At 68.5% G+C, this 21,621-nt stretch carries 19 protein-coding genes and 1 pseudogene; 11 read left to right on the forward strand and 9 right to left on the reverse strand.

Annotation, left to right across the window (positions count from 1 at the left end):
• Positions 1-65: 65 nt before the first annotated feature.
• Complete coding sequence (locus ACFVT5_RS37275; protein ID WP_389897580.1) at positions 66-1,604, reverse strand: MFS transporter; 1,539 nt, start codon at positions 1,602-1,604, stop codon at positions 66-68.
• Positions 1,605-2,193: 589 nt separating this feature from the next.
• Between ACFVT5_RS37275 and ACFVT5_RS37280 the strand changes: the two genes are divergently transcribed.
• From ACFVT5_RS37280 to dmpG, 4 genes are all read left to right on the forward strand, one after another.
• Positions 2,194-2,523: an IclR family transcriptional regulator C-terminal domain-containing protein gene (locus tag ACFVT5_RS37280; RefSeq protein ID WP_389897693.1), complete on the forward strand. Its 330-nt coding sequence runs from the start codon at positions 2,194-2,196 to the stop codon at positions 2,521-2,523.
• A 230-nt stretch (positions 2,524-2,753) separates the two neighbouring features.
• Positions 2,754-3,557 (forward strand): 2-keto-4-pentenoate hydratase, encoded by an 804-nt coding sequence (locus tag ACFVT5_RS37285; protein WP_389897582.1) that lies wholly within the window; start codon positions 2,754-2,756, stop codon positions 3,555-3,557.
• The gene (locus ACFVT5_RS37290) at positions 3,557-4,498 is read left to right on the forward strand and encodes an acetaldehyde dehydrogenase (acetylating) (protein WP_389897584.1); all 942 of its coding nucleotides are present in this window, start codon (positions 3,557-3,559) and stop codon (positions 4,496-4,498) included. Before ACFVT5_RS37285 ends, ACFVT5_RS37290 begins: the two co-directional genes overlap by 1 nt.
• Positions 4,495-5,505 carry a 4-hydroxy-2-oxovalerate aldolase gene (dmpG, locus tag ACFVT5_RS37295; protein ID WP_389897586.1) on the forward strand — a complete coding sequence of 337 codons (1,011 nt, stop codon included), beginning with the start codon at positions 4,495-4,497 and terminating at the stop codon, positions 5,503-5,505. The genes ACFVT5_RS37290 and dmpG overlap by 4 nt, the downstream gene beginning before the upstream one ends.
• Before the next feature lie 516 nt (positions 5,506-6,021).
• On the opposite strand, the gene ACFVT5_RS37300 is transcribed toward dmpG, so the two are convergent.
• From ACFVT5_RS37300 to ACFVT5_RS37310, 3 genes and pseudogenes are all read right to left on the reverse strand, one after another.
• On the reverse strand, positions 6,022-6,621 hold the full coding sequence (locus ACFVT5_RS37300) for a DUF6234 family protein (protein WP_389897588.1): 600 nt from the start codon (positions 6,619-6,621) through the stop codon (positions 6,022-6,024).
• A gap of 74 nt (positions 6,622-6,695) precedes the next feature.
• Complete coding sequence (locus ACFVT5_RS37305) at positions 6,696-7,805, reverse strand: cytochrome P450 (RefSeq protein ID WP_389897590.1); 1,110 nt, start codon at positions 7,803-7,805, stop codon at positions 6,696-6,698.
• Between the two features lie 387 nt (positions 7,806-8,192).
• A pseudogene (locus ACFVT5_RS37310) lies at positions 8,193-8,288 on the reverse strand (carotenoid oxygenase family protein); the annotation flags it as partial.
• 146 nt (positions 8,289-8,434) lie between these two features.
• On the opposite strand from ACFVT5_RS37310, the gene ACFVT5_RS37315 reads away from it, so the two are divergent.
• Positions 8,435-8,869: a hypothetical protein gene (locus tag ACFVT5_RS37315; RefSeq protein WP_389897592.1), complete on the forward strand. Its 435-nt coding sequence runs from the start codon at positions 8,435-8,437 to the stop codon at positions 8,867-8,869.
• A gap of 44 nt (positions 8,870-8,913) precedes the next feature.
• On the opposite strand, the gene ACFVT5_RS37320 is transcribed toward ACFVT5_RS37315, so the two are convergent.
• From ACFVT5_RS37320 to ACFVT5_RS37340, 5 genes are all read right to left on the reverse strand, one after another.
• Positions 8,914-10,557 (reverse strand): immunity 49 family protein, encoded by a 1,644-nt coding sequence (locus ACFVT5_RS37320; protein ID WP_389897594.1) that lies wholly within the window; start codon positions 10,555-10,557, stop codon positions 8,914-8,916.
• A gap of 287 nt (positions 10,558-10,844) precedes the next feature.
• On the reverse strand, positions 10,845-12,095 hold the full coding sequence (locus tag ACFVT5_RS37325; protein WP_389897595.1) for a hypothetical protein: 1,251 nt from the start codon (positions 12,093-12,095) through the stop codon (positions 10,845-10,847).
• Positions 12,096-12,613: 518 nt separating this feature from the next.
• Entirely contained in the window at positions 12,614-13,315 is a 702-nt protein-coding gene (locus tag ACFVT5_RS37330) for a VWA domain-containing protein (protein ID WP_389897695.1), read from the reverse strand.
• Positions 13,316-13,467: 152 nt separating this feature from the next.
• Entirely contained in the window at positions 13,468-14,772 is a 1,305-nt protein-coding gene (locus ACFVT5_RS37335) for a 3-deoxy-7-phosphoheptulonate synthase (protein ID WP_389897697.1), read from the reverse strand.
• Positions 14,773-15,036: 264 nt separating this feature from the next.
• Complete coding sequence (locus ACFVT5_RS37340; RefSeq protein WP_389897699.1) at positions 15,037-15,918, reverse strand: 4-hydroxy-3-methylbut-2-enyl diphosphate reductase; 882 nt, start codon at positions 15,916-15,918, stop codon at positions 15,037-15,039.
• A 628-nt stretch (positions 15,919-16,546) separates the two neighbouring features.
• Here ACFVT5_RS37340 and ACFVT5_RS37345 point away from each other — a divergent pair.
• The 6 genes from ACFVT5_RS37345 (at position 16,547) to ACFVT5_RS37370 (ending at position 21,611) form a co-directional block, all read left to right on the forward strand.
• Positions 16,547-16,879 (forward strand): hypothetical protein, encoded by a 333-nt coding sequence (locus ACFVT5_RS37345; protein ID WP_389897597.1) that lies wholly within the window; start codon positions 16,547-16,549, stop codon positions 16,877-16,879.
• 203 nt (positions 16,880-17,082) lie between these two features.
• The gene (locus ACFVT5_RS37350) at positions 17,083-17,619 is read left to right on the forward strand and encodes an RNA polymerase sigma factor (protein ID WP_389897702.1); all 537 of its coding nucleotides are present in this window, start codon (positions 17,083-17,085) and stop codon (positions 17,617-17,619) included.
• Positions 17,616-18,446 carry an anti-sigma factor family protein gene (locus ACFVT5_RS37355; RefSeq protein ID WP_389897599.1) on the forward strand — a complete coding sequence of 277 codons (831 nt, stop codon included), beginning with the start codon at positions 17,616-17,618 and terminating at the stop codon, positions 18,444-18,446. The genes ACFVT5_RS37350 and ACFVT5_RS37355 overlap by 4 nt, the downstream gene beginning before the upstream one ends.
• Entirely contained in the window at positions 18,443-19,318 is an 876-nt protein-coding gene (locus tag ACFVT5_RS37360) for an ATP-binding cassette domain-containing protein (protein WP_389897601.1), read from the forward strand. The genes ACFVT5_RS37355 and ACFVT5_RS37360 overlap by 4 nt, the downstream gene beginning before the upstream one ends.
• Positions 19,315-20,922 (forward strand): ABC transporter permease, encoded by a 1,608-nt coding sequence (locus ACFVT5_RS37365; RefSeq protein WP_389897603.1) that lies wholly within the window; start codon positions 19,315-19,317, stop codon positions 20,920-20,922. Before ACFVT5_RS37360 ends, ACFVT5_RS37365 begins: the two co-directional genes overlap by 4 nt.
• Positions 20,916-21,611, forward strand: a complete 696-nt coding sequence (locus ACFVT5_RS37370) for a hypothetical protein (RefSeq protein WP_389897605.1) — start codon at positions 20,916-20,918, stop codon at positions 21,609-21,611. The genes ACFVT5_RS37365 and ACFVT5_RS37370 overlap by 7 nt, the downstream gene beginning before the upstream one ends.
• Positions 21,612-21,621: the final 10 nt, after the last annotated feature.

The following is a 21,621-nucleotide window of genomic DNA, read 5'->3' on the forward strand; positions in this document are numbered from 1 at the left end:
GAACGGTGAAGTGTGCAGGTTTTGCCCCCCTGCCTGGGCGGGGAGCCCATACCGATGGTTGGCGCTCATCCGTTCGGGGACTCCAAAGGCCCCACGGAAGGGGCGGCTTTTCCGGCGCGCTCGGAGAGCGGAGACGCCGCGTCGAGAGCGAACTCCTGCACGTCCTGGTCGGGACGCTCACGCAGCAGCGTCGCCCCGATCGCGGCGATGACGATCGCCAGCACGGCCGTGACCAACAGCCAGGTGCGGAAGCCCGTCTCCCCGTACACCACGCCTCCGCCCGGAAAGACCTTGGCGTGCGGGGCGAGCACCGCGAACATCACGACGGGCGTGACGGCCGAGAACCCGGTCTGGCAGAGCTGGACGGTACCGGCGGTCGAGCCCTGATCGTCGGCCGGCGTCGCCCGCATCACCAGATTCGGAACCGACGCGGTGACCAACCCGCCGGCGACGCCGACCACCAAGGCGGCGACCGCGAGTTCGAGGAAGCTGTCGTTGCGGTAGGCGAGCAGCATGGTGGCGACCGGCCACGCGAGCAGGCCGATGGTCAGGAACAACCGCGGGTGCCTGCCACGGGCGACCAGGAGACCGACAACCATACCGGCCGCGACGGTCGCGATGGCCTGCGGAGTTCCGAGGGTGGCGTACCGGTACGTGCTGTAGCCGAGCCCGTAGGTCTCCCCGGCCGCCCGCGGGGTCATCGCGAGCATCGGGACGACCTGGCTGATCGTGATCGAGATGCCGTAGCCGGTCGCGCCACCGATCGCGACGAACAGCAGCGGCCTGCGGCGGAACAGGGCGAGATTCACGATCGGCTCCTCCGTGCGGTGCGCACGGTGGTAGAAGAGCACCAGCAATATGGCGCCGCCCAGTACCAGGAGCAGGCCGGCTGTTGACGTCCAGCCCCATGCGTGGCCCATGCTCACGTAGAGCAGCACCGCGAGAACACCGGCGCTGAGCAGGGTGCCGCCGAGGATGTCCAAGTGGGTGCTGCGCCGCAAGGGCGACTCGGGGGCGACCAGCCAGATCGCCACGCACAGTGCGAATGTCCAGACAGCGTCGAACCAGAACATCCCCCGAAAGCCCGTGGTCTCGATGAGCTTGCCGACGAGCAGAGGTGTGAAAACCGAGAAGAAGCCCAACCCGGTGATCGTGACAGCGGAGGCGACGACGGCGCGCTTCGGCGGGTAGGTGTCCCGAATGAGGGAGGGGACCAGCGAGAGCGTTGCCAGGATGGGTCCTTGCAACGCCCGCCCCACCAGCAGGACCCCGAAGCTCGGCGCCAGTGCGCACAGCATGGCCCCGACACCCGAGACCAGCATGGTGAGCAGCAGGATCCGTCTCTTGCCGTACAGGTCGGCGGCTTTCCCGAGCAGCGGGGCGGAGACGGCCCCCGCCAGGAAGTAGGCCGTGGTCAGCCAGCCGCCTTGGGTCGTCGGGAACTCCTTGAGGATGCTCGGGAGTCCGATGGAGACCATGGTCGCGCCGAGACCCAGCGCCTCCAGGACCAGGGCCATGAAGATCGTCGACCAGACGAGCCGGGGGGTCCAGCCCCGGTCCGCGGTGGAAGTTGCCCTCGGTGCTGTGTGGGGTGATTCCGTCATGGGAGCCCTCCGACGGGAATGGGCGGGTCGCGTCGCCTGAGCGCCGCGCGCAGCCGCTGCGTGGATTGGGGATGTCGGCTCACCTGCCCAAAGCGGCGCTGAGGTGCGACGCCGCCACTTTGTGCCTGCCGGAACGAGATCTGAGCGTCCGGTCGCCCACGTCAAGGGCGTAACGGTCGCGCAAGAAGGGTGGTGGTCCCGAGACCGACGACCGGGACCTGGCTACCTGCCTCGTGCGGCATCGGCAGCGTGGGTGGCACCGCCGTGCGAGGACTCTAAGGCGGGAGGAAACCGAGTCGGCAGCGGTAATTCCGTATGATGGCACGGTCGGCCAAGTCACCGACGGCTGGTGGTCGGCGACTGGATCGCCGAAGCGCCGGAACATGCGGCACAAGGCCGGGCGCAACGCCCCGGCGGCGCTCAGGGCCTGTCCGACGGATCAGGGTGGACAGGCCGTGACGCTGTCCTGCGGACACCACAGCCGAGTACGGGCTTGATGCCAGCGGCGGCTCGGTCGAGCCGCCGAGCATGACCACGAGTTTCGTCTCGCCGGACTGCACCGGTGCTCAGTTCACCGTGGACGGCGGACATCTCGCCGGTCCGTACCGCGAACCGCCGGTCTGACACCGCGGGTCGGACACCGCCGGTCACCTGCTCAGCCGCTAAGTCAACGAATGCCGCCTCGGACCGCGCAGGCGAACGGACCGCGGTATCAGCGCTGAGGGACAGCCCGACGAGGATCCGCAGCATCGGCTGTGCGACCGAGACCGGCGAGTCCGCGGCCGGAGTGTCCTGCGTCGCCGCACCCGTACCGCTCTTCGACACGGTGGTGGCGGGGCTCTCTGCGTGCGGCCCGTGCGACCGGATCCGCGTCGATGAGCTGGAGTTCCGGGTGAAGTGGATCGCCGCCGAGATCTGACGGTGTCTGTCGACGACGAACCGCCCCGGCGTCAGGCGGAGGCTGGTCAACGCTGTCCCGCTCAGTGGAAATCTGACGTCCGCAGGGGCGGCGGGCTCGGCACGATGAACGCGTGACCGGCCAGGAAAAGTGGCCGCGATCCCACGACGGCCCGTCCGCTCGCCCGTGTGGCTCCTGCCCTTTCCCGGGCCGGAGCAACAGAGGCGGACGAGGCCCGACTCTGCCGGAGGATGCCCATGACGTCGACCACAGCAGACGTGCAGGCGGCGATTGCGCGCCTGGAACGGGCCAGTGCGACCGGACGGTCATGCGAACCGCTCACGGACCTCATCGGCCGTACCGACATCGCTCTCGCCTATCGGGTCCAGCAGGCGGTGACCGAACGCCGACTGGCCGCGGGTGCCCGGCTCATCGGCCGGAAGATCGGCCTGACCTCCGAAGCGGTGCAGTCCCAAGTGGGCGTCGACCGACCGGACTTCGGTGTCCTGTTCGCAGACATGCGCTACGCGGACCACGAAGAGGTCCCGATGGCACGACTGCTCCAGCCGCAGGCGGAGGCCGAGGTGGCCTTCCTGCTGGGCCGCGACCTGACGGCCGAGGCCGACCTCGCCGGCCTGCGCCAAGCGGTAGAACTGGCGTACCCGGCCGTGGAGATCGTGGACAGCCGGATCACCGACTGGAAGATCTGCATCACCGACACGGTCGCCGACAACGCCTCCTCCGGAGTCTTCGTCATGGGTGAACAGGGTCTGCCGCTTGAGGCGTTCGAGCCCGCCGACGCCGTCATGACGATGCGCCGCGACGGCGAGGTGGTCTCCAGTGGGACCGGTCGAGCATGCCTCGGCGACCCGCTCAACGCCCTGCGCTGGCTGGCGGCCACCGCGATCGACTTCGGCACGCCGTTGCGCGCGGGCGACCTCGTCCTGTCGGGGGCGCTGGGGCCGATGGTCCCCGTGCGGCCCGGCGACGTCTTCGAGGTGCGGATCGAACCCCTCGGCACCATCACCGCGCGCTTCTCAGGAAAGGGAGAGTGATGACGCAGCCCACGGGCGTGGCGATCGTCGGATCGGGAAACATCGGAACCGATCTGATGATCAAGATCAAACGTGCCTCGGCACGACTGGAGGTACTCGCCATGGCGGGTATCGTCCCGGCCTCGGACGGACTCGCCCGCGCCGCCCGCATGGGCGTGGCCACCACCTCCGACGGAGTCAGGGGCTTGCTGGGCATGCCGGAGTTCGAGAATGTACGGATCGTGCTCGACGCCACCAGCGCCGCCGCTCACGTGGCCAACGCCCGGCTGCTGGAAGGACACGGGCGGCGACTGGTCGACCTCACCCCTGCGGCGCTCGGCCCCTTCGTGATCCCGCCGGTCAACCTCGACGAGCACCTCGACGCACCGAACATCAACATGGTGACCTGTGGCGGACAGGCCACGATCCCGATCGTCGCCGCCGTGTCCCGGGTGACCGAGGTGCCGTACGCGGAGATCGTCGCCTCCGTCGCCTCGCGGTCCGCGGGACCTGGCACCCGGGCGAACATCGACGAGTTCACCGAGACCACGGCGCGCGCCGTGCAGACGGTGGGCGGAGCCCGCAAGGGCAAGGCGATCATCGTCCTCAACCCGGCCGAACCACCGCTCATCATGCGCGACACCGTCTTCTGCCTCGTGGGGAACGCGGATCACGACGAGATCCGCCACTCCGTCGAGCGGATGGTGACGGAGGTGGCCACGTATGTGCCCGGCTACCGCCTGGTGCAGAAGGTGCAGTTCACCGAGATCGACCCGGACGAGGTGAGCACCCTCATGCCTGCGGGATCCGGGCCGGTCGACACCAAGGTGTCGGTGTTCCTTGAGGTCGAGGGCGCCGCCCACTACCTGCCGGCCTACGCGGGCAATCTCGACATCATGACATCGGCCGCCATGCGCGTCGCCGAACGGATCGCCGAACGTTCCGAGGCGGTGGCCCGATGACCGAGATCTACGTGCAGGACGTGACGCTCCGGGACGGTATGCACGCCATCCGGCACCGGATCGATCCTGAGCTGGTCGGCAGGATCGTCGCCGCGCTCGACAGGGCCGGTGTCGCCGCGATCGAAATCGCCCACGGCGACGGACTGGCCGGCGCGAGCCTCAACTACGGTCCGGGCAGCCACACCGACTGGCAGTGGATCGAAGCCGCCGTCGCCAACGCCTCACGAGCGGTGATCACCACACTGCTGCTGCCCGGTGTGGGGACTGTGGCGGAACTGCGCCGCGCCTACGAGCTCGGAGTACGCTCGGTGCGGATCGCCACCCACTGCACGGAGGCGGACGTGGCCGCCCAGCACATCGCCGAGGCGCGCGAACTCGGCATGGACGTCTCGGGCTTCCTGATGATGAGCCACATGCTGCCCCCGGTGGAACTCGCCGTCCAGGCCCGACTGATGGAGTCCTACGGGGCGCGCTGCGTCTACGTCACCGACTCGGCCGGCCGGCTCACCTCGGACGACGTCCGGGAACGAGTCCGCGCCTACCGTGACGTGCTCGACGCCGAGACCCAGATCGGTATCCATGCCCACGAGAACCTCTCGCTCGGCGTCGCCAACTCCGTCGCCGCCGTGGAAGAGGGCGTGTACCGGGTCGACGCCTCGCTGGCCGGGCAGGGAGCGGCGGCCGGCAACACCCCCATCGAACCGTTCGTGGCCGTGGCCAACCTCAAGGGATGGAAGACCGGCTGCGACCTGTTCCCGCTGGAGGACGCGGCCGACGACCTCGTACGCCCCCTCCAGGACCGCCCGGTCCGCGTCGACCGGGAAACCCTCACGATCGGCTACGCCGGCGTCTACGGCAGTTTCCTCAGGCATGCCGAGAACGCGGCACGCCGCTACGGACTCGACACCCGGGACATCCTCGTCGAGGCGGGCCGCCGCAAGCTCGTGGGCGGGCAGGAAGACATGCTCATCGACATCGCGCTGACCCTGCAGAGCCAGAAGTCTTGAGTCCCAGGTGCGCCACTCCGCGGCCGGCCCGGCCCGGGCACCGCGCTCACTTCCGGTTCCCGGGAACCCCCGTGTCCGGAACGCCCACCACAAGGCATGCCGGACCCTCCGTACGCATGTTCACACCTGCCGACGCGCAGACACACGCCGAAGACGATGTCGGCCCACGCGAGTACGTCGAGGCCGTGGGAGACGCGGTACGCGAGGCCGTCACCGCCGGTCACGAGACCGGGTGTCGCCAGCCACACGCCGTTGGGCGTGCCTTGAGCGACACCATCGATGTCGCACCCGACCCTCGTCCTAAACCCTCATGTCGAGCCGGGGCTGACCCTTGCCAGGCTCGGCCGACAGCGGCACCGGATTCGACGTCTGGAACATCCCCTGCTTCGTTATGAGTTGGCGCAGTTTCCGCTCGCACCACCGGTTGCGCGCGCCTCGGCTCGAAGCGCCACGCTCGACCTGCGACCTCACCCCTTCAGGTGGTTTGAGCGGTAAGCACCATTTCACGTTACGTAATCACCCGACTCGGCTGACCTCTTCGCTGTTGTCGCCGCAGGACCGGCACAGCGGGCCCGGGTTGATGGAGGGAGAGGTCGGGGCGGGCTGTGGATGCGCTTTGCGGGCTGCGTCGTGTATTCCGATGACGGCCACGAGCACCAGGACCATTCCGACGAGGACTTGCACGCCGGTGCTGATGATCGCGCGGGCCATGAACAGAAAGGACGCGGAGACCAGGACGATGCCGCCGACCACGGCTACGTAGGCGAAGGGGCGGGTGAGGGAGACGGACGAGCCGGGCCGTGCCGCGGGCGGTCGAGCGGCATCATGGGCCCGTTCCCCGTGGTTCGGAGTTGCCAGAGGCCCTCTTCCGCACGGACGGATATCCAAATGTGCCGATGACGATCGAGGCCACGCGCGGGCCAACCGTGGATCGACTGCCGGTGGCCGGGTGCCCGGTCGTGCCGGCGAACCCCTCGACCGGTTCACTTCCACCGTCGCCGTCCGCCGCACGCCGCCTGCCTGGCCGACCGGGGCGCACCGCAACACCCTCCCCGCCAAGGCGGACGTGCGCCGCCGTGAGGAACGGGGGTAGTGGTGAGCTTCACGGCCGGCCATGGCCTCTCACTGCGCGGCGGACTGGTCTGGTCTGGCCGCACCTTCCGGCAACCGAGGGGTAGAAGGAGTTGCGCTCAGCCGCCGCCCCCGGTGTCCACCTCCACCACGCAGTGCCGCAGTTGGTAACTCTCGATGTGCTCGATGAAGCCGATCGTCGGCGGGCTCGCCATCCGCACTCCTGGCAGGGCGAACAGCAGACTGAGGAAGACGTCCGTCTCCAGGAGCGCGACGTGGAGCCCCGGGCACTTGTGGGGGCCGTCGCCGAAGGACAGCCCTGGCGTCCCGGCGTCCTTCATGGTGCGCCCCGGGCGCAGACAGCTCGGCCGTGCCCCGACGGTGCGTTCGTCGACGTTGGTGTGGTCGACCAGGATGTCGATCCGGTCGCCGACCGGGACGGTGAGATTGCCTCCGTCGGCGCCGGGCAGGTCGAGCGGTTCGGTGGTACGGCGGCTGAGGCGGCCCACGACCGGTTCGAGCCGCAGGATCTCGCCGAGGACCGCGAGCCTGCCCGGCTCGTCCGCCGCCCGGTAGTGCGCCAGCAGATCGGCGTCGGAGAACAGATGCCAGGCCGCCGCGCTGATGAATTCACGGGTGGTGACCATGCCCGCCGCCGCGAAAGTGAGGCACTCTCCGAGGATCTCCGTGGCCGAACAGCCGTCGTCGATGAGGTGGGAGATGAGATCGTCCCGCCGGGTGCGGCGGCGGGCCCGGACGGCGGGGCGCACATCGCCGACGTAAAATCCTAACCAGTCGGTGTTCTGCCGCAGTGTCCAGTAGATGCCGTGCAGACTCGTCAGCCCCGGCGTGCCGAACCGCTCCGGGAAGAAGCGCTCCAGCCGTTCCTTGATGCCGGGCCTGCTGTCCGTCAGGCCGATGACCGCGCAGGCCACCTCGATCGCGAGATCGAAGCTGAGGTCGGACAGCCGGGCCCGGCCGTCGGCCCGGAGCCGGTCGATCTGAGCCTGCGCGACGCGGACCATGACATCGCGGTAGTGCTCGTCGACGCGGCGCGGGGTGAAGAACCGCGCGGTCTGGCGGCGGTGTTCACGGTGCTCGGGACCGTCCCGGTAGAGCACGGGCCGCCGGATGTGCTTCGGCAGCTTCGACACCGTCTCGATCCCGAGCCCGGCCTGCACGGTCGACGTACTGCGCAGCACGGCACGCGCCTCGTCGTATCCGCGCACCTCCCACACCCCGTCACCACCCCGAGCGACAGGACACTCCGACGCCGTCCCGCCACGGTCGATCCTGCGGAACCCGAACCCCTCCTCCGACCCGTCTTGCGTACCTGGCTCTCCGCCCACGAGCGGCACCTCCCTCTCTCTCATGACCATGCCGAGCATCTGCGCACCCGGACTCCTCGTCCTGGCCGACGGCACACTCCCGCCGATCACGGGGCGGTGTGGTGGGCCGCCGTGCCGGGTGGCTCCTTCCCGCTGCAACGGCACGGGAAGCGCGTGTCGGGGGGCGTACGGTGAACTGGCGGGCGCACACGCCTCGCGGCGTCCGGTGCGTGCGATCACAAGGCTCGCGCTCCGGGCGAACGCCGGCCAAGACTTCGCGGTCACGACCTACGCGTCCGCGACCCAACTGCCGTGGAAGCCCAGCGGGACGCGTCCGGGCAAGTGGACGCGGGCCGGCGCTTGCCCGGTGAAGTCCTGTGCCGATTCGCAGATGGCGGCCGTCCAGGTCACGGGGCGTCGCGGCGTGCGCGGCGACGGCGTGGTGCCCGCCCGAGAAGCCGCCGACCACGCTGCCCGCCGCCGCGAGCGCCGCCCCCTGCAAAACCCTCCGTCGTGTCTGACCGGTCATCATGACTCCCTGTCCGTCGGCGCGTACGCCGATCCGTCCCGCGATCGCCCCCGGGCTCCCTCAGGGCCAGATCCTTCCCGGTGACAGCTCTGGGGCAGGAGAGGTCTGGGACCGGGACCTGGGGTGGCGTCAGCACCACCCCTCGGAGGCGTACCGCGCCGCAGCCGCCGAGTTCTCCAACCGCTACGCCGGGACCTACCTCGGCACACGCGAACTGCGCGCACTGGTCTCCGACTCCCGCCTCCAGGTCTACGAAGACCCGAAAGCGTTCCTGACCGCCGCGCCCCCACGCGATCGAAGCCCCGTGAGCCACCGGGAGCCACCGGTCGCGCCAGCACTCGGCTGCCGCTCCCGCGGTGTGGTCTTGGTTCTCGACGTCGCCGCGGTCGTGGGCTGCGATCGCGTTCACTCGGGCCAGGTGCCCCGGGCCTCGTGAGTATGTGACCGGCGGGGAACGGAGCGGTCGGCAACCACCCCCGGTCAGCCGGGGATCACCTCGATGCGTTGGCGGTTGAGCAGATACCGGGGGAGGTAGGGCTGCTCCACGCTGAAGGGGAACCCGTAGTCGAAGGCCAGGCTCGCCATCGCCAGCACTCCCAGCGCCACCCGGGCGCGCGGTGCTGTCGAGTCGCCCCAGAACCTGGCGTGATGGCCCAGTGCCTCGTCGAGGGCCACGCTGAAGGCATCGTGGTCGCGGGTGACCACGCGGTGGAAGAGTGCGATCGGTTGGTAGTCGATGAGGTCGACGAAGTCCCTCGGTGCCTGGTTCACGGCACCGCGATCGGACGTCTCCATCGTGGTGATCAGCTTCTCGACGATGCCAGGGCGCTGGAGCCAATGTGTCTGCAGCGTGTCGATCCAATGCAGAACATAGGTGTCGACGGAGTCGTCCTGACGCAGTACCTCCAGCGGCACCTGGCACAGCTGGTCGAGCCGGACCTGCTGGCGGCACACGACAGCGAGATAGAACGCGTCGAGCCAAGCCCGTGCATCCGCCGGCGGGTTGGCCGCGACAGCGGGAAGCTGCTGCACGAAGCTCTCACCCAGGTGGTATTCCTGCGGTTCTGCGCCGGTGAACAGCGCGGAGCCGAGCTGCACGGCCGTGGCCCACGCGTCCCAGGCATCGACCCGCGCCACATGGGGGTCATCGACGCAATGGGTGTGCGCCAGTTCCACAGCCGAGGTGAACGCAGCCCCCAGCCCTGCCGGATCCTTCGCGAGGTGGGATATCGACTCGGCTGTCGTACGCGTGAGGTCGCTGACGTCCGCGGTCTTGCCTGCGGCACGGCTGGTGATCCGGCCGGCACCGGCGAGGCGGACCAGGCCCTTCATCAGGCCGAGCAGTTCCGAAGGTGGCTGTATCGAGAAGGTGCGTGTGCTCGGATCGAACCGGCTCAATGACGTCAGGCCGCCCTGGTGCCACCAGTAGACCCGCGGGGACAGCGCGCCCGGACCGTCCTCATAGGCACCAAGCGCGTACGCGGCGAGATCATTGACGGCATCGACCACCGACCCGTCCGCGATGGGGTGGAAGGCCAGCAGGTGCCGGGTCGGCACGACGACCAGAGCCCCGGCGTCGGGGAGCGGCACGCCGGTGACCCGCCGGGCCAGCTCCGACAGGAACAGCGCATTGCTCGCGATGAACGGCGAGTCCCCGTAGACGGAGTGGAGCGTGGCCCGTCCTTCGATGCGGACGTCCTCGTGCTGGACCGGCACCAGCATCAGGTTCGTGTACGCCGCCTCACCCAGCTTCTCCGCCCCGGCACGCGCCACGTCGGCGTCGGTGACGATCCGCACGGCGGTGGGCCCGTCGAGGGCATAGGCGAAGACGAGCCCCTCGGCCACCTCGCGCGCATAGCGCATGGCGCCGACGAGTTCTGGCGTCATGGCCTCGGAGGGCAGCAGCCGCGCGTGCACACCGTCCAGGAGTTCCCCGGCGCCCTCGCCTGCTCGGCCGACAGACCGAAGACTGGCAAAGTGCGACGCGACCGCATCGGGCCAGCGATCCGCCGACAGGTGACGGCAACGGTCCGCCAGGTTGCTGAGGGAGAGGTTGCCATCGTCCTGGGTGTAGTAGGGGGCGACAAGTGCCCGCAGGTGTGCCGCCTGCGCAGCGGTGAGCATGGGTAGGTCGTGGTCAGGAATGTCAGGGCCACCTTCATCACCATTCATGCGGCGACTCTACGAACTCCCGTGCTGCGACGTGATGGTGGGTGGTGGGAGCAGGAGAGAGTCTTCCCACAGGTGATCCGGGTCAGACTCCGAGGGCCAACGATGGAACGGGGCGGCTTGTCCCGCAAGCGCGGCGGTCAGGACGGTACGTCAACGGAATCTGCGGACACTCGTAGCGTCGACCCTGGATCCCGCGGGCCGCGGCGGTCGCCGGACATGGCGTGGCGGCGTGCCGGTGCTCAGCCTCGGCGGCGGGAGCGATGTGTGCGGTGTGTTGTCGTCTGTGGGATCGCTTGGCCGCCGTACTCGCGTGTCCGGGCGTCCCGGTTGGCGGGCTGCTGGGACGAGGTGGTGTCCGGCTGCGTGTACTGCGCGGCCGGGTTCTGCATGGTCGAGGCGTAGGCGGAGGTGTCCCACCCTGAATACGCCACGTTCCCGTACGCCCCGCCCTGGGGGTTCGCGGGGGCTGCGACCGTCAACTGGTGTATGCCCTGGGACACTTCATCCACGCCGGGGGGCTGGGCGTTCGCTGTTGCGTCGGGATACGCATCTTCCTGGGCGTAGGTCGCGTACGGGTTGGCCCCGGAGCCGGATGCCCCGTACGCCGCGCTGGGGTCGGAGTGGGTGGCGAACTCGGGGTTCATGACCGCGTCGAGGTCCATGCCGTGCATCAGTTCGTCCGTGTTGAGGTGGGCGAACACCGGTGCGGGGGATCCGAGTTGGCCCGCATACGAGGACGAGGGTCCGGCATAGGCGTCGTGGCCCCCGGCAAGGGGCGCGTCCTGCCGGTAACTACTCTGCGCCGCGGAATCTCCGTAGCCGTAGCCGGGCGCTGACGATGCCTGCGGCTCCCGCAGACCGGACACCTTCGACATGTCACCGTGCTTCTCCACGAACAGATCGTGCCTTGCCAGCGCGGCAATCAGTTCCGTTTCGAGTTCGGTCTTGCGCCCCCGCTGCTGCATGGTATGGATGAATTCACCGACAGGGACCTTGACGGATATCCCGTCCACCACCATCGGCACCGGGTGTTTCTGTCCGGGCAGGTCGCCCCGTTCCCGCGTGTTCAGTGCGGCGGCATAGTCGGCGTCACGCCAATTCACCTTGGTGCCGGTGGGCTCCAGCCGCGACCTTCCGCTCTTGTCGAGGTAGAAGTGCTCGCCGTGGCGTTCCAGCGCGGCAACCAGTACCGGCTCAGGTGCCGTGCTGCGCCCCTTGTTCCGCAAGGTACCCAAGAAATCACCGATGGGGACCGCGACCTGTACCCCGTCCATCACCATCGGCTCCTTGTAGTCCCTTCCGGGGAGGTCGCCCGGTTCCCGCATGTTCAGCGCGGCGGCGTAGTCGGCATCACGCCATTTCAGCTTCTTTCCGGTGGGCTCCAGCCGCCATGTTCCATTCCTGTCCTGGTGGATGTGCTCGCCGTGGCGTTCCAGCGCGGCAACCAGTACCGGCTCAGGTGCGGTGGTGCGCCCCTTCTTGCTCCGCAACGTGTTCAGGAGCCTGCCAATGGGAACCTCTTCCCGAACTCCGTCCACCATCATCGGCTGCCTGTCATCTTTTCCGCCTAGGCCGCCTGGTTCCCGGGCTTCCAGCGCGGCTGCGTAAGTGGCGTCGGTGTACTTCGGCACGTGGGGCCTCCTCCGGAACGGGCGGATACGTATACCAAACGGTTCTCAGGGCCACGTGGTTCAGCCGAATCAGACCCCTTTGTACTCGACCGCGTCGGGATGCTCTCGGAGAGCCGGTTCGGCCAGTTGCGTGCGGTTGTCCCTCCAGATGTTGAGGGTCGCCGCATGATGCCCGTCGCGGTGAGCACGTAGGGCATCTCCACGGATGTACGGCTGCGATGAGAAATCGCACTGCGTGACGCACTGTCGGTACACCGGGCCGCGCGCAGGATGGGCTCATGCATCCAGGAATCGCGCAGGGCCGAGCACTTCCTCGCCTTCGTCGGCATCGCCGTAACCCTGATCTGCTACCGCAGGGTCATGGTGGAGAGCACTGCTCACCCCGGCGCCTGCCGATGAGACTCTCTCACCCAGCGCGCGTAGGGCTTGATCATCGCGTACTGCTGGAACACGTCCAGTCCGACTGATATGTCCATGTTCCACGAGTTGTTGTAGTGCGCGTTCGTGATCCTCGGGCGTTCCCGGCGCACGTCGTCCAAGCGGTCCAGCACCGAAAAGGACATCTCGTCCAGCTGGGCGAGGAACTGCCAGAACAGCGGTTTCCCCGACGCCTTCTCCAACTGTCTGGCGACGCGCCTGTCCTCAACCTCCATCGACTCCACGTGGAAGAGCACAAGGACTGGTCTGCGGGAGGTCCCATACTCCTTCTGCAACACCTCCATCGCACCGGCGACACTGCCGCCTTTGAACAACCCGTACTCCCGCACCGAACAGGCCAGCGGATTGTCGTTCCCGGGAGATTCGTCGAATACGGGTCTCTTCGCCAAGACCGCCCAGTCCGCGATCCACGTCTCGGGGGAGCCACGCTGGATCGCGGGGAGGCGGTGGCAGTCAGCCCCATAGATCCAGACGTCCGGCAGGCTCGAATCCAGGGCTTGTGCGATGCGCACAGCTCGACGCACCGTTCGCCGGATTCGCTCCCCCTCGAACGGGGCCCGGCTGTCCCCGGACAACACCAGGACGACCTTGGACTTCCCTTTCCTCAGACCGCTCACCCGAGCCGCCAAGCGCATCGTCATCCCCACCCTCGGAGGCTAGCTCGTCAGCCGGCCTCACCAGCAGCAAACCCCCTACTTGCGTGCTCTCAGTGACTCACCTCCATCACCAACACGGCCAGACGCATGTCAATGCACCAAATGGAACGTCCACTTCGCCCGAACACGGGTGACTATCAGGTCTGGTTGAGTCGTAACGCGAAGTGGTTCCGGGGCTCGAACTCCTGGTACTCCGGTCCGGGAGGCAGCGGTCGTCCGCCCGGGATCGTCTGCGCTTCCCGATCCATCCGTGACCCGTCTCCCGGCGCGGTGGGTCGGACGTCCCCGTCGAGCCAGACGGAGACCAGGGAAACAGCCTGTTCCGGATTGAGCCGGGGGTCGCACAGGCTGGTACGGCGGACAGTCTTCTCCTCGTACACGGAGACGTCCACGGCACATTCGAGGACGTCGTCGGGGGTGGTCTCCAGGTGCAGTCCGCCCCCCGTGCCGCCGACGTCGGTCACAGCCCGGAGAAATCCCCGGATCTCCCGCGCCATGGTCCCCAACAGGCGGGTCTTGTATCCGTCCGGGCCCACCACTGTGTTGCCGTGCATGGGGTCGCTGAGCCAGATCACCGGATGGCCGGCCACCCGCACCGCCTCCACGAGCGCGGGCAGCCGGTCGGCGACCGTCTCGGCTCCCATCCGCGCGATGAGAGTGAGCCGACCCGGTTCCCGCAGCGGATCGAGCCGTTCGCACAGGCCGGTGATCTCCTCCAGGGTGGTGGTCGGACCCACCTTCACGGCGACCGGGTTGACGATGCCGGCGACAAGGTCCAGGTGAGCGCCGTCCAGCTGGCGGGTCCGCTCGCCGATCCACGGCCAGTGCGTGGAGCCGAGCCAGCGGCGCCCGTCACCCAGCTCACGGATCATGGGCACTTCGTAGTCAAGGACGAGGGCCTCATGGCTCGTCCACAGCCGGGGCTCGATCAGGGGCTGGTGCCCCAGGGCCGCGGGCCCGCGCCAGCCCAGGTGCTCCATGACGTCGCAGGCCGTCATGTACGAGGTCAGCAGGCGCCGCGGATCGTGCCGACGGCTTTCCGGGTCGTGTTCCGGGCCGTTGACCATGTGGCCCCGGTAGACCGGCAGTTCCAGATCCCCGATCCGTTCGAAAGACCTGGACCGCGGCTTGGCGAACTGGCCCGCGATGCGTCCGACCCGTACGACCGGCTTGTGGGTGGCCGTCTTCAGCGTCGTGGCGAGCAGGTCGAGCAGCGCGGATTTGCGCGACACGTATGCGGCGTCGCACTCCCCCGGGTTCTCGGCGCAGTCCCCGGCCTGCACCACCAGGGCTTCGCGCCGGGCCACCTGGACCAGCCGCGTCCGCAGCACGCGTACGTCCTCCGCCTTGACCAGCGGCAGGCGTGCGGCCAGTGCTTCCCGGATGCGCCGCACCTGTAACGGGTCGTCCCAGTCGGGTTGTTGCAGGGCCGGCTTACGCATGTCGGACACGGCTTTGCGCGTCGACGAGCGAGTCCACGTCCTGCTTCAGCCGCGACCCCTGGTGTGCGATGCCTTTACCGAGCCGCCCGCCGGTGTGGCGCACGGCGAGCGTAGGACGCGCGGACCTGGGCTGGTTACGCCCACGCCCGGTGCGCCCGCAGTCGCGGTGCTGAAGCATCCCGAACGGGGGGACGTGAAGAAGCCTCGCACCAACACCGCGGCGCTTGCTGCGGCGAAGTCCATTCTCCCGAGGTGGTTGTGGTGTCATCGCAGATTGCGGCGCAACTCGTGTGGGAGGGCGAAGGTGATGGTCTCGTCGCCGGTCGTCACCGTCTCGACATCGTCGTAGCCGCGCTCGGCGAGCCATTGCAGTACGCCGTCGACCAGGACGTCGGGGGCGGAGGCGCCGGAGGTGAGACCCACAGTGGTGACGCCCTCCAGCCAGGCTTCGTCGATCTCGTCGGCGAAGTCGACCAGATGGGCGGCGGGCGCGCCGGCGTCGAGAGCGACCTCGACCATGCGGACGGAGTTGGAGGAGTTCCTGGAGCCGACGACGATGACGAGTTCGGCGTCCTCGGCGAGCTTCTTCACCGCGGTCTGGCGGTTCTGCGTGGCGTAGCAGATGTCGTCGCTGGGCGGGGAGGTCAGGTTCGGGAAGCGTGTCTTGAGCGCGTCGACGGTTTCCATGGTCTCGTCGACGGAGAGGGTGGTCTGGGAGAGCCAGACGACTTTGGATTCGTCGCGTACCGAGAGGTTTGCGACGTTGTGGGGGCCGTCGACCAGGGTGATGTGGTCGGGGGCTTCGCCGCTGGTGCCGATGACCTCTTCGTGTCCTTCGTGGCCGATCAGGAGGATGTCGTAGTCCTCCCGTGCGTACCGGACGGCTTCCCTGTGGACCTTGGTGACCAGCGGGCAGGTCGCGTCGATGGTCGCGAGGCTGCGCGCGGCGGCTTCGGCGTGGACGGATGGGGCGACGCCGTGGGCGGACAGCACAACGATGGCTCCCTGGGGTACCTCGTCCGTGCGTTCGACGAAGACGGCGCCCTTGTTCTGAAGGGTCCGCACGACGTGTTTGTTGTGCACGATCTCGCGGCGGACGTAGATGGGCGGCCCGTACTGTCGGCGGTGGCGGCCCTGCCGGTCCAGTGCGTAGACACAGCCCCGCTTCCCCGACCGGAGCGCCGAAGCCCTCGGCACCCCGAATCAGCCGGGCGAGGGAGCGGACGTGACGGCATTCGTCGTACGGCGGTTCATCGACGGGCTCACCTCGATTGCCGCTGGGTCGCGCCTTGTTCGCGAAGTCGGAAAGGAGACGTTGTCGATCTTTCCGGAGTCTTGAACTCCATCCCTCACTTTCCGGTGCCATTTGGACGCTGACGCGCTACGCGTCGCCTCCACTTCGTGTCCGCTTTTCGACGTGGTCCGTGCGGGAGGTCCGTGAGTTGCTTGCGGTAGTCGAGCAGGAGTTTTTATCGATCCTTTCCGGAATCTTGAACTCCACCTCTCCACTTCCCGGTTCCCTCTCGAAGCTGACGCTCCCCGCGCCGCCTCCACTTTGCGTCTACTTTCAGCCATGGCCCGTACGGGAGGTTCGGGAGTTGCTTGTGGTGCTCTGCTGGTACCGGCCTACGGTTGCGGCGCACAGGGCAGTGACGGGCGGGACACACGGGCATCACGGGTCCTGCGGGTGTTCGCCGTTCCCTTGGCATGCTCAGGTCACTCTCTGCGCGATGGCACATCGATTCGCATCGACTGCGACAAGGAGAACCAGCAGATGAGCAAGACTCGTACAGCGAAAAGAGGACTCGCCCTGGGAGTAGCCTCCCTGGGCCTGATCGCTCTCAGCGGCGCCACCGCGCACGCCGCGGCCCCCGCGCCGTCGGACGTCAAGCCGCTCGCCCTGCCCACCTGTATCGAAGCGTTCGTCAACAAGGGCACCATCACGCAGACCGCCTACGTGTACAACTGGTGCAGCAGCACCTACCGCGTGAAGGTCATCTGGGCCTGGGGAGCAGACAGCGAGTGCACCTCGCTGCGGCCCAACTACGTCTTCACGCACAAGGTGCCGATCACGCCCCGTAAGTTCGACGGCGTCGTGGCTTGTTAGTCCCGCCGGGCTGAGCCCACTGCGACATGACAATGCGGAGAGGGAACCCTCCTCTCCGCATTGTCATGCCTAGATCATTTGTGGGCTATTCGTGGGTTTGGGGAAATCTTGGCCGCCGAATGCGAACCGTTGGGCGGGGTGCATCCGACGAAGGGGATGTGACGGAGTTGTTGGGCGAGGAGGATCCCTCGGCGTCGGACCTCATGGCCGCCATCGCCGAGGGGGACCGGCGTGCCTTCGAGGTGCTGTACCGCCGATACGCGCCATGGCTGGTGGCACGCATGAGGTACCGGTGTGCTGACCCCGCGCAGCTCGATGACGTAGTGCAGGAAGCCTTCCTGTCCGTCTGGCGCAACTGCGCGGAAGGGCGGCAGCCCGAGGTCGACGACGTGGCCGGCTGGTTGTGGCGCATAGCCTCCCGGCGGCTGGTGGACATCGCCCGCAAGGACAGCGCGCGCAGCCGTATACAGCTGGCGCTGCACCGGTTGCGTATCCGGCTGGAGCCATCGGCCGAGGAGCAGGTCTTGACGGGGGTCGAGTTCGGCGACATGCAGGGGGCGTTGGCCGGGCTGCCGCCGGATCTCCGGGACGTGCTGCAGGCAACGGTCCTGGACGGCTTGTCGACAGGAGAGGCGGCGGAGCGGTTACGGATCCCTCCGGGGACGGTGAAGACCAGGGCCATGCGGGCACGGCAGCGGCTTCGCAGGGATGTCGAGAGGGCAAGGAGACAGGAGCCATGACGAACGAGGTCGGTGCGCATCCGGCGGAACACCTGCTCCGCCTCTACGTGCTCGGCGGCCTGGCACCGCCTGAGCGGGAACTGGTCGAGCCTCATCTCGACAGATGTCAGCTCTGTCGTGAGCGTCTGGCGCACGGTGGAGTGCCCGCTGCGGTGGACAGGGTCTGGGACCGGCTTTCGGAGGCCATCGACATCGCCCCGCCGTCCATGACCGAACGATGGTTGCTGCGCCTGCGGGTTCCTGACCATGTGGCGCGGTTGGTGACCGCGGTGCCTGCGCTGCGGGCGTCGTGGCTGGGTGCGTCCGGGCTGCTCCTGGTGTTCGCCGCGTTGGCTGCCCGGCTGTTCCAGCCTGACGGTGCGGCGGATGTGTACATCGCGCTGGTGCCGCTGCTGCCGGTCGCCGGAGTGGCGGCGAGCTTCGACCACCGATGGGATCCGGTCCGGGATGTGGCGCTGGTGGCGCCGCTGGGCACGTTCCGTCTCGTTCTCCTGCGGACGGCCGTGGTGTTGGGCACCTGCGTGGCGCTGTCGTCGGCGGCAGCCCTGACTCTGCCAGGGTTCGGGTGGGAGATCTTCGGATGGTTGTTGCCGTCCTGTGCTCTCACGGCCCTCAGCCTGCTGCTGTCGACACGGCTGACCCCGGCGGCCGTATGCGCGGTCGTGGGCGGGGGTTGGGCAGTGCTGGTCCTCCTCACCCGGCATTCCTCATGGCTTGCTTCCGTGGGCGGGCAGTTGGCGACGGCCTCGACGTTCACGGCACTTCTGCTTCTGCTCGTTGTGTTCCGCTCCGCGTTCGACATCGAGAGGAAGGTCTACTTCTCATGACTTCAGGCACTACCACGGTGACCGCGACGGGTGTCTCCGTGCGCTACCGGAGGACGATCGCCGTGAACGACGTGTCGCTCACGCTCCATGAAGGTGTCACAGGGCTTCTGGGCCCTAACGGTGCGGGGAAGACCACCTTGCTCCGTGCACTGGCCACAGCGCATCTGCCCGAGACAGGTGACCTTCGGGTGCTCGGCCTGGATCCGCGTCACGCGCGACAGCGGCGGGAGATCCGGCGCCACCTGGGATTCCAGCCGCAGGCCCCGGGGTTCCATCCTGGTTTCACGGCCTTCGAGTTCGTCGACTACGTCGCCATCCTCAAGGAGCTGACCGATCGGGAGCGACGCCATGCCGAAGCGCGGCGTGTTCTGGAGGCCGTCGGTCTGACGGACCAGCGGAACAAGAAGATGAAGGCGCTCTCGGGCGGCATGCGCCAGCGGGTCGCCCTGGCCGCCGCCCTGGTGGGCGACCCGGCATTCCTGATCCTGGACGAGCCGACGGTTGGTCTCGACCCCGAGCAGAGGCTCAGGTTCCGGGAACTGGTCGCCGACCTGGGCGTGGGCCGGACCGTTCTGCTGTCCACCCACCAGACCGAGGACGTCGCGGCCCTGTGCCACCGCGTCCTCGTGATGGACCACGGCCGTATCCGCTACGACGGCACTCCCGAAGGGCTGAGCCAGATGGCGCAGGACAGGGTCTGGCTCAGCAGCGAGCGGGACGCTGCCGCACTCGCCGGCTGGCGCACGGCCCAGGGCGAGTACCGCAACATCGGCAGCCCTCCCGAGGGGGCGCGGCTGGTGGCCCCGACCCTGGAGGACGGATACCTCCTGCTGAACGGTGCCGTGCCCGGCGAGGAGGTGGCGGTCGCATGACAAGGACTCCCACTGTTCCAAGGGCCATGCCGCCCGTCGATGACAGCGGCGCGGCGCCGGCCCCGCCGTCCGGGCGGGCCCTGCTCGCGCTCGCCAGGGCGGAGAGCCGTCGGCTGCTGAAGCATCCGGCTCTGCTGGTCGCTCTGGCGGCCTACTTCACACAGTGGCTGTACTCCGCCTGGTGGAGTGACGGCGACCGGTATCCCGTGCTCCATGACGAATCCCGCTTCACCCAGGTCACCCTGCTGTTCCTGGCCGCCGGGACATTCCTCGCGGTGCATCTGGCCGTCCTGCGGCCGGCCCGGGACGCGATGACCGACCTGTACGAGACCACCGTGCTCGAACCCTGGCGGCGGGCCGCAGCCCATCTGCTGTCCGTACTGGTCGTCGTGGGGCTCTCCACGATTCTGGTCCTCGCCCGCATCACCTATCTGGCCACCCGCCCCGCGGCCGTCGGATCTCCCGTGCTCACCGAGCTGCTGACAGGCCCCGCCGTCGTACTGCTCGCCGGTACCCTCGCGGTACTCGTGGGTTCGCTGTCCCGCTCGACGGCGGCCGGGCCTCTCACACTGGCCGTGCTCGGTGTGGTTACTGTCACCGGCGCGCTGGCGGGGACCTCGTCCTGGCGCTGGCTCACACTCATGGCCGCCGAGGACGAGTCCGTCCCGCCGCTGCCCACCGACCTGATGAACCGGCCGGCAGGGCTCCACGCCCTGTATCTCCTCTTCCTGGCCGTGCTGATCGCGGCTTTGGTACTCATCCGCAACGGCCAGCGAGGCCGGACGGCGAAAGGCATCGCGGTGCTGATGTCGGCAGCGGTGGCGGTGACCGCCGCAGCGCAACTGCGCCCGATGCCGGATTCCGTGGTCACGGCACGCGCGGAGGCGACAACAGCCCCCGCCCCGAGGCAGGAGTGCGTGACCGAAGACCCCGTCACTTACTGCGCCTTTCGCGGGTTCAAGGACCGCCACCGGCAGTGGGGCGAGGTCACGGACGGCATCCTCCGTTGGGTTCCGGACGGGGGCCGCTCCGGCCCCTTCTTCGTACGGCAGCGCGTGTACCAGATCAATGGAGGCAGCGGAGTCCTCGGCCCGCCACCGGTTGATCGCTGGGCCGAGGACGACCGGAAGGCCGGAACCCCCGATGCGGTGACCGTGGGAACCCGCTGGGGCGGGGGAAGTCAGAGCGACAGCTCGGCAACGATCGGCTTCGCGGCCTCCTTTGCCCACCGTGTCACCGTCGAACCGTCCGGGACGACTCCCGCCATGACCCGTCTCTGCGACGCGCGCGCCCTCGTGGTGACCTGGCTCGCGGCCCAGGCCACTGCGGAGACAGAGGATGCTTTGCGTGAGCAGTTGTCCTCGACCTTCGGCGGTACGGGAATCAGCTTCCGTCCGCTCGACGCGCCGGCCGGGCTGCGTATCGAACGCCGCAGTGTGGAGACGGCACTCTCCCTCCTGGACCGGCCTGCGACCGAAGTCGGCCCCAAGGTCAAGGAGTCGTGGGCCGAACTCACCAGCCCCACCACCACTCTCGACCGGGCAGCCGAGCTGTTGGGCGTGCGGGCGCCGGCCGCGGGTACAGAGGACGAAGCGGCGTGCTGAATCAGATCAGACTCCTGCGAGCCGTTCTGCCTCATGAGTTCCGGGCTGCCCGAACCGGTCCTCTCTATGTCGCCGGCGCCGCGGCCCTGGTCATCGCGGGTGCTCCGGCTGCCTTTTCCGTGCGGCTGGAGGCAGGAGCCGGCATCGCGTTGATGCGTATCGCGACCGTGCTCGGCGTCGCCGGTCTGGCATTCCTCCTCGACGATCCCGCAGCCCACAGCACCGAGGTGAACCCGGTGCCGCGATGGATGCGACACCTGGCCCGCGCAGCCGCCGGACTCGCGGTCCTGCTGCCCGTCTGGGGCGTCTGCGCCACCGCCTTGGCCCATGCCGTACCCGGCGGCGCCGACGTCCTGCCCCTCATGGACCTCGCGGCAGAGGGCGGCACACTGACTCTCGTGTGCTACGCCTTCATTCTCCTCGGGTTGAGGCTCTCGGCGGGCGTGACGGGCAGCGTACTCGCCGCACCGGGGTTGATCATCCTCGTCGTCGTCCTCGTCTCGCTGCCCGACACCGCGACCTTCTACGCCGACCCGGCCGGTCCCGGATGGGAGGCTGCCGTGCGGCGGTGGCGGTGGCTGGCTCTGGCGGCACTGGCAGCGTGCGCGCTTCAGATCGGGCGCGGATGGTCCTCGGGTTTGCGCAGGCCGATCGCCACCAGGGCCCGCACCGCTTCGGCGCGGGAGTAGCCGTTCTCGC

Origin of the sequence: Streptomyces sp. NPDC058001, from assembly GCF_042886315.1 — a bacterium.
Taxonomy (GTDB): Bacteria; Actinomycetota; Actinomycetes; order Streptomycetales; family Streptomycetaceae; genus Streptomyces.